Genomic DNA, 6,785 nt, shown 5'->3' on the forward strand with positions numbered 1-6,785 from the left:
GCTCAGCCGGACCAACTGGAGCTGATGGGACCGACGGCTCTGACGGCACTGACGGTGCACGGGGACCCGCCGGAGCAACAGGCCCAGCCGGAGCCAACGGCACCGACGGCACCGACGGTACCGACGGAACTGACGGAACTGACGGAGCTGACGGAGCGCCCGGGCTTCCCGGCCGCGACGGCAATACCATCCGCAATGGCGTGGGGGCGCCTGCTGCCAGCCTTGGCGTGGACGGTGATTTCTACCTGGATACAACGGCCTTCGCCGTCTACGGGCCAAAAGCCTCCGGCACGTGGCCCGGAGGAACCCAAAGCCTTATCGGACCACAGGGCCCCATAGGTCCGGAGGGGCCGCAGGGTCAGGTTGGGCCGGCAGGGGCGCAGGGCGCACAAGGTGTGCAGGGCATCCAGGGCGCAGCCGGCCAGGCAGGAGCGATCGGACCGGCAGGGCCGACTGGGCCGCAGGGGCCCCAGGGAGCCCCCGGCGACGGATCAGTTTTCGCCGGGTCCTTGCCGTTCATCGATCCGGCGGACGCCGCTGCCTTCATCCCGCTGTCCGGCTCCTCGGCGGTTGCCGCTGAGCCTGACGCATCAACGGTACTGCCCCTGGGCGGCACCCTCTCCGGCTTCACCGGCGCCGTCACCCCACGAGCCGGCACGGTGATCCTCACGGTCCGGGTCAACGGTGCGGACACCGGCCTGGCCTGCACGCTTGCGGACGTGATTGCTGCCTGCACCGCCCCGGCCACACCGGTCACCGTCGCCGCCGGCGACTCGGTCAGCATCGGCTACGCTTCCACCGGCGGGCTGCCGGTGAAGAACCTCCGGTACGCACTTGGCTTCAGCGGTGCCCAGCCGTGATGCCGGCCAGCAGACCCAGCCGGCGGATATTCCTGGCCGGCACGGCCGCGCTGGCAGCAATTGCAGCCACCGGGGTACCGGCGTACGCCACTGCCGGACAACCTGATCCTTATGCCGCCCAAACGTGGGAGCCGCTGGTCGGCGAAACCCTGTCCGTTGGCGGCCTACAGGTTCGGCTCGCCGGCGTCGAGCACTTCACAGCGGGCTTCCGGCTGGTGATGGAGTCCGATTCCGCGGACATCGCCGAAGGACTCCACTCCGTCCGCCATCCGGGAATCGGCTCAGCGGACCTCTTCCTGACCTCACACGGGCGGCGTGCGCTGGCCGTGTTTACTCACCTACCCAAAGGACAGCAGTTATGAGCGATCAGTATCTCGGTGAGATCCGCATGGTTGGGTTCAATTTCGCCCCCGATGGCTGGGCACACTGCAACGGACAGATCCTGCCGATCCAGCAGAACAGTGCACTGTTTGCACTGCTTGGAATCATGTACGGCGGGAACGGTGTGACCACCTTCGCACTGCCGAATCTCCAAGGCACTTTTCCGCTCCATATGGGACCATCTCCCAGCGGCTCCTATTACAGCCAGGGACAGCGCGGAGGCCAGGAAGCGGTTGTCCTAAGCCAGCACGAGATGCCTGCCCACGCACATGCTCAGTACGGGTCGGATGAGCAGGTTTCCGACCGGCCCGCAGGAAAGGCACCTGCCCGCGGGGGCAGCTACGGGACCATCAGCTCAGGCGCTGCTATGGCACCGACGGGGGTAGCGGGCGGCAACCAGCCGCATAACAACATGCCCCCGTATCTGGCGGTCAACTTCATCATTGCCCTGCAGGGGATCTTCCCGCCGCGGGGTTAGTTCTCCCGGGGAGGCTCCCGGCGTCCCCGCTGAAACCACAACAAAACATGGTGCCCCTTTCCGAGCAGAAAGCGGGCACCATGTCTTAGGCCGCGCGGGTTAGTCCTTCCAGCCCAGTTCCCGGGCAACGGCGGCGATGTTTTGCATCAGATGCGCGTTGTAGTCCACGCCGAGCTGGCTGGGCAGCGCGAACAGGACGTAGTCGGACTCCGCCACTGCATTATCGGCGGCCAGCTGCCGGGCTACCTGTTCCGGGGCACCGGCAAAGGTCGGCCCCGAGCGCGCAGCCAGGCCGTCGATCATGCCAACACCCTCCTGGGCCTCGTTCCGCAGGCCGAAGTACCGCCTGTCCGCATCCGTGGTGATCGGGAAGGCACTGCGGGTCACTGCGGCGAGCCCTGGTCCGGTATGCCCGCACTCGGCGAAGGCCTTGCGGTAGTCCCGCACCTGGTCAGCCTGCTGGACATGGAAGGGACGCCCGTCGTCCGCCAGCAGCAACGTGGAGCTCAGCAGATTCATGCCGGATCGGGCCGTCCACAGGCCAGAGTCATAGCTGGCCGCTCCCCACCAGATCCGGTCCGGAAGCCCAGGCGACTGGGGCTGGACCGCCAGGTCCGGCGCAAGCCCCCGGCTGAGAGCGGGCTGTGAATGAGCCACTGGCTGGCCACTTATGGCCCGGCGGAAAAGGTCGGCCCGGGCCCGGGTGTTTTCGGCCCAGGTTTCGTTCTCACCGAGGGTATACCCGAAAACAGTCTGCCCATCTGCGGCAGGTTCGGGTGATCCCCGGCTGATCCCCAGCTGCAGCCGTCCGTTGCTGAGCAGATCGACGGCCGCTGCTTCTTCTGCCATGTACAGCGGGTTTTCGTAGCGCAGGTCGACGACGCCGGTGCCAACGTCGAGCGTGGTGGTCCGTGCTGCCATCGCGGCGAGCAGCGGGAATGGGGCCGCGAGTGACTGATCAAAGTGGTGGACGCGAACCCAGGCGCCGTCGAACCCTGCCTCTTCGGCAGCAACGGCCAGTTCCACGCTGTCGCGCAGCGAGGCCCCGGCTGTCCCCACGCGGGCACCTGGCACATCGCGGTAGTGGCCGAAGGAGAGGAAGCCGATTTTCTTGGGCATGGATAGAGGCCTTTCATGCTGGTGCGGCAGATTGGCTGCGGCCAATCCAGCTGTATGCATACGCATGAATCATAAGCCTGTCCCCCGGCTGGATATTCCCGGAGGGAGGCCGGGCGGACAAACCGTCGGCCTGGACTTTGCGCCTGTACCTATTTGCTGCGGGACTCCCGGGTCTTCTTTTCGTTGGCTTTCTGGATCGCGGTGACCAACTCATCCTTGGCCATCGTGGAGCGTCCGGGAACGTCCAGCCGCGCCGCGACGTCGTAGAGGTGTTCCTTCGACGCGTTGGCATCGACCCCGCCGGCGGTGTCCGCACTGGAGTTCCGGCCCTCGGCGGCCTTTTGGTCCGACGGGCCGGAGGAGTCCTTGGGTTCCCAATGGTCGCCGACCTTCTCATGTGTGCGCTTGAGCGAGGCGTATGCGGTCTGCGCGGCCCGCTGCTCGTCGCCGTATTCGCCAATCGCCGAGTCGTAGGTTTTCGCGAAAGTGTCCTGCGCTTTTTTATCCGACCGCTGCAGGGTCGAGGGCAGCTCGCTCTTTTTGGTGTTCCCGCTGGCGCTGGTCTTCGGCATTCCCTAATCCTCCTCCGCTTCGCCGGCTTCCAGGTTTGCGGCGGTGCCCATCACGTCCTGGACTTCGGCGCTGTCCGTGTCATCGGCCACGGGCTCGGGGGACCGCCATTCCTGGGTGTCCGGGACGGCGTTCCGGGTGAGGGTCTGCGTTTCGTGCTTCAGTTCCTCGTCCATGCGGCGCCCGTGGGTGCTGTTTCCGCGTTCGGCCATGGTGCTTTCCTTCCGGTCGGCAAATTACTAAGCGTCCTTACGGTCTATCACCGTTCACCGGGCGGCTCAACCCACGAACCGTCCCGGCGGGTCAGCACTCCACTACATTGACGGCGAGTCCACCCATGGCGGTTTCCTTGTACTTGGAGCTCATATCCTTGCCGGTTTCCCGCATCGTCACGATGACTTCGTCGAGGGAAACGCGGTGCTCACCGTCGCCCCAGAGCGCCATTTTGGCGGCGTTGACTGCCTTGCCGGCGCCGATGGCGTTGCGTTCAATGCACGGTACCTGGACCAGGCCGCCGATCGGATCGCAGGTGAGCCCGAGGTTGTGTTCCATGGCGATTTCGGCGGCGTTTTCCACCTGTTCGGGGGTGCCGCCGAGGATTTCGGCCAGTCCCGCAGCGGCCATGGACGACGCCGAGCCCACCTCGCCCTGGCAGCCCACCTCCGCGCCGGAAATGGAGGCTTGTTCCTTGTAGAGCACCCCCACGGCGCCGGCGGCGAGGAGGAAGCGGATGACGGCGTCGTCCTTCACCTCCTGCGTGGCGGTGTCCATGCCAGGCGCATAGTGCGTCGCGTAGAACAGGACCGCGGGGATGATGCCGGCGGCGCCGTTGGTGGGCGCGGTGACCACGCGGCCGCCGGTGGCGTTCTCCTCGTTGACGGCCAGGGCCACGAGGTTGACCCATTCCTGCCAGAACCGCGGGTCCCGGTTGGGGTCCTCCTGGCGCAGCCGGGTGTGCCACTGCGGTGCCCGACGGCGGACCTTCAGTCCGCCGGGCAGCAGGCCGGTGCGGGCGATCGCGGAGTCCTTGCACTCGTCCATCACGTCGCGGATGTGCAGCAGGCCGGCCCGGATGTCCTCCTCCGGGCGGGAGACCAGCTCGTTGGCCAGCATGACCCCGCTGATGTCCAGGCCGCTGGAGGTGCAATGGGCCAGCAGTTCCGCGGCCGTGCGGAAGGGGTACGGGAGCTGCTTTTTGGACGCGGCGAGTTCCTGCGCGGCAGCGTCCTCTTCGCCGTCGCGCACAATAAACCCGCCGCCGACCGAGAAGTAGGTGGCTTCGTGCAGCAGGTTGCCGCCGGGGCCCAGGGCAGCGAAGCGGATGCCGTTGGTGTGCCGCGGCAGCACGGTCAGCGGGTGCAGGACCATGTCTTCGATGCCGTACTCGAGACGGGTGCCGCCGCCGTCGAGCTGTCCGCCCAGATCAATTTTTCCGGAAGATTCGATGGCGGTGAGCCGCTTTTCCATCTGCTCCGGAAGGATCTCCTCCGGAGCAAAACCCTCGAGTCCCAAAAGGACGGCAGGGAAGGTACCGTGCCCGCGGCCGGTCGCCGCGAGGGACCCGTAAAGGTCCACGCGGAGACCGGCCACGGACGCCAGGACACCGGCGTCGACCAGCTCACCACTGAAGGCCGCGGCAGCCCGCATGGGTCCCACAGTGTGGGAACTGGACGGGCCAATTCCTACGGTGAAGAGGTCGAAAACGCCAACAGCCATGGGATGTCCTTTGGTTCGCGTCTAGACGCGGGTGGGTGCTCCAGCGAGGTCGGCGACCTGCGGGTAGAGCGGATGTGCCGCGGCCAGCGCGTGGACGCGGTCCTTCAGCGCGCTGAGGTCCGCGCCGTCGCCGGCAATCAGCGCCAGGGCGATGATGTCCGCGACTTCCCGGAACGCTGCCTCATCGAAGCCGCGGGTAGCCAATGCGGGTGTCCCGATCCGGAGGCCGGAGGTCACCATCGGCGGGCGGGGGTCGAACGGAACGGCATTGCGGTTGACCGTGATGTCGATCTGCGCCAGGCGGTCCTCGGCCTGCTGCCCGTCGAGCTCCGCGTTGCGCAGGTCCACCAGGACCAGGTGCACGTCGGTGCCGCCGGACACCACGGAAATTCCCTTGGCGGCCACGTCCGCGGCGAGCAGCCGCTCGGCGAGGAGCCGGGAGCCGGCCAGGGTGCGTTCCTGGCGTTCCCGGAACTCCGGGGTGCCGGCAATCTTCAGTGCGGTGGCCTTCCCGGCAATCACGTGTTCCAGCGGCCCGCCCTGCTGGCCCGGGAACACTGCCGAGTTAATCTTCTTGGCAATCTCAACGTCGTTGGACAGGATGATGCCGCCGCGCGGACCGGCCAGGGTCTTGTGCGTGGTGGAGGTGACAACATGGGCGTGCGGCACCGGGCTGGGATGCAGGCCGGCGGCCACCAGCCCGGCGAAGTGCGCCATGTCCACCATCAGGTAGGCGCCGACTTCGTCCGCGATCCGCCGGAACTGGGCGAAGTCCAGCTGGCGGGCGTACGCGGACCAGCCGGCGACAATCAGCTTGGGCTTGTGCTCGCGGGCCAGGCGCTCCACTTCGTCCATCTTTACGGTGTGGGTGGTTTCATCCACGCCGTAGGGAACGATGTTGTAGAGCCGGCCGGAGAAGTTCAGCTTCATGCCGTGCGTCAGGTGCCCGCCGTCGGCCAGCGAGAGGCCCAGGACGGTGTCTCCCGGACGAATCAGCGCGTGCATTACCGCGGCGTTGGCCTGGGCGCCCGAGTGCGGCTGGACGTTGGCGAAACCGGCGCCGAACAGGGACTTCGCCCGGTCGATCGCGAGACGTTCAATCACGTCCACGTACTCGCAGCCACCGTAGTAGCGGCGTCCGGGGTAGCCCTCGGCATACTTGTTGGTCAGGACGGAGCCCTGCGCTTCCATGACCGCCACCGAAGTGTGGTTCTCGGAAGCGATCATCTCCAGGCCGTCCTGCTGGCGGCGCCGCTCGTTGTCGATCTGCTCGGCAACCTCCGGATCGATCTCCGCCAGGTGGGCGTTCAGGTAATCGGTCACAGCTCGCCGCCGTTCTTCTCCGCGTACTCGGCGGCGCTCAGCAGCTCACCCTCCTCGGTGACGTTGACGGTGAACAGCCAGCCGGCGCCGTAGGGATCTTCGTTCAGCAGTGCCGGGTTATCCACGGCCTCCTGGTTGATTTCCACGATTTCGCCGGAGACCGGTGCGTACAGGTCGGAAACCGACTTGGTGGATTCGACCTCGCCGCAGGTCTCGCCGGCGGTCACGGTGTCGCCAACAGCGGGCAGGTCAACGTAGACCACATCGCCCAGCGCGTCAGCAGCGACGGCGGAGATGCCGACGCGAACGGGGCTGGAGGAATCTACCCATTCGTGTTC

8 protein-coding genes and 1 pseudogene are annotated in these 6,785 nt (G+C 66.7%); 3 read left to right on the forward strand and 6 right to left on the reverse strand.

Going from position 1 to position 6,785, the window contains the following annotated elements:
• The 3 genes and pseudogenes from RTN46_RS15820 to RTN46_RS15830 all read left to right on the forward strand — a co-directional run.
• Nucleotides 1-860: pseudogene (locus tag RTN46_RS15820) on the forward strand (hypothetical protein); the annotation flags it as partial.
• Nucleotides 860-1,222 carry a DUF6916 family protein gene (locus RTN46_RS15825; protein WP_312182820.1) on the forward strand — a complete coding sequence of 121 codons (363 nt, stop codon included), beginning with the start codon at nucleotides 860-862 and terminating at the stop codon, nucleotides 1,220-1,222. The pseudogene RTN46_RS15820 and the gene RTN46_RS15825, both read left to right, overlap by 1 nt.
• Entirely contained in the window at nucleotides 1,219-1,719 is a 501-nt protein-coding gene (locus RTN46_RS15830) for a tail fiber protein (protein ID WP_312182822.1), read from the forward strand. Before RTN46_RS15825 ends, RTN46_RS15830 begins: the two co-directional genes overlap by 4 nt.
• A gap of 99 nt (nucleotides 1,720-1,818) precedes the next feature.
• Here RTN46_RS15830 and RTN46_RS15835 read toward each other — a convergent pair whose 3' ends face one another.
• The 6 genes from RTN46_RS15835 to gcvH form a co-directional block, all read right to left on the reverse strand.
• Nucleotides 1,819-2,838, reverse strand: coding sequence for an LLM class flavin-dependent oxidoreductase (locus RTN46_RS15835; RefSeq protein ID WP_312182824.1), 1,020 nt, complete (start codon nucleotides 2,836-2,838; stop codon nucleotides 1,819-1,821).
• A gap of 149 nt (nucleotides 2,839-2,987) precedes the next feature.
• Nucleotides 2,988-3,410, reverse strand: coding sequence for a ChaB family protein (locus RTN46_RS15840; RefSeq protein WP_312182825.1), 423 nt, complete (start codon nucleotides 3,408-3,410; stop codon nucleotides 2,988-2,990).
• 3 nt (nucleotides 3,411-3,413) lie between these two features.
• Nucleotides 3,414-3,620: a hypothetical protein gene (locus tag RTN46_RS15845; protein WP_312182827.1), complete on the reverse strand. Its 207-nt coding sequence runs from the start codon at nucleotides 3,618-3,620 to the stop codon at nucleotides 3,414-3,416.
• Between the two features lie 91 nt (nucleotides 3,621-3,711).
• Nucleotides 3,712-5,124: an L-serine ammonia-lyase gene (locus tag RTN46_RS15850; RefSeq protein ID WP_312182829.1), complete on the reverse strand. Its 1,413-nt coding sequence runs from the start codon at nucleotides 5,122-5,124 to the stop codon at nucleotides 3,712-3,714.
• A 21-nt stretch (nucleotides 5,125-5,145) separates the two neighbouring features.
• Nucleotides 5,146-6,447, reverse strand: a complete 1,302-nt coding sequence (gene glyA / locus RTN46_RS15855) for a serine hydroxymethyltransferase (RefSeq protein ID WP_312182830.1) — start codon at nucleotides 6,445-6,447, stop codon at nucleotides 5,146-5,148.
• A partial coding sequence (gene gcvH / locus RTN46_RS15860) for a glycine cleavage system protein GcvH (RefSeq protein WP_312182831.1) occupies nucleotides 6,444-6,785 on the reverse strand: 342 nt, incomplete at its 5' end. The genes glyA and gcvH, both read right to left, overlap by 4 nt.

This window comes from Arthrobacter sp. (genome assembly GCF_031988865.1).
GTDB lineage: Bacteria > Actinomycetota > Actinomycetes > Actinomycetales > Micrococcaceae > Arthrobacter_B.

Coding starts and splice junctions, on each gene's coding strand:
- RTN46_RS15845 (WP_312182827.1), bottom strand. CDS start 3,620: ATGGCCGAACGCGGAAACAGCACCCACGGGCGCCGCATGGACGAGGAA.
- RTN46_RS15830 (WP_312182822.1), top strand. CDS start 1,219: ATGAGCGATCAGTATCTCGGTGAGATCCGCATGGTTGGGTTCAATTTC.
- RTN46_RS15825 (WP_312182820.1), top strand. CDS start 860: ATGCCGGCCAGCAGACCCAGCCGGCGGATATTCCTGGCCGGCACGGCC.
- RTN46_RS15840 (WP_312182825.1), bottom strand. CDS start 3,410: ATGCCGAAGACCAGCGCCAGCGGGAACACCAAAAAGAGCGAGCTGCCC.
- RTN46_RS15835 (WP_312182824.1), bottom strand. CDS start 2,838: ATGCCCAAGAAAATCGGCTTCCTCTCCTTCGGCCACTACCGCGATGTG.
- RTN46_RS15850 (WP_312182829.1), bottom strand. CDS start 5,124: ATGGCTGTTGGCGTTTTCGACCTCTTCACCGTAGGAATTGGCCCGTCC.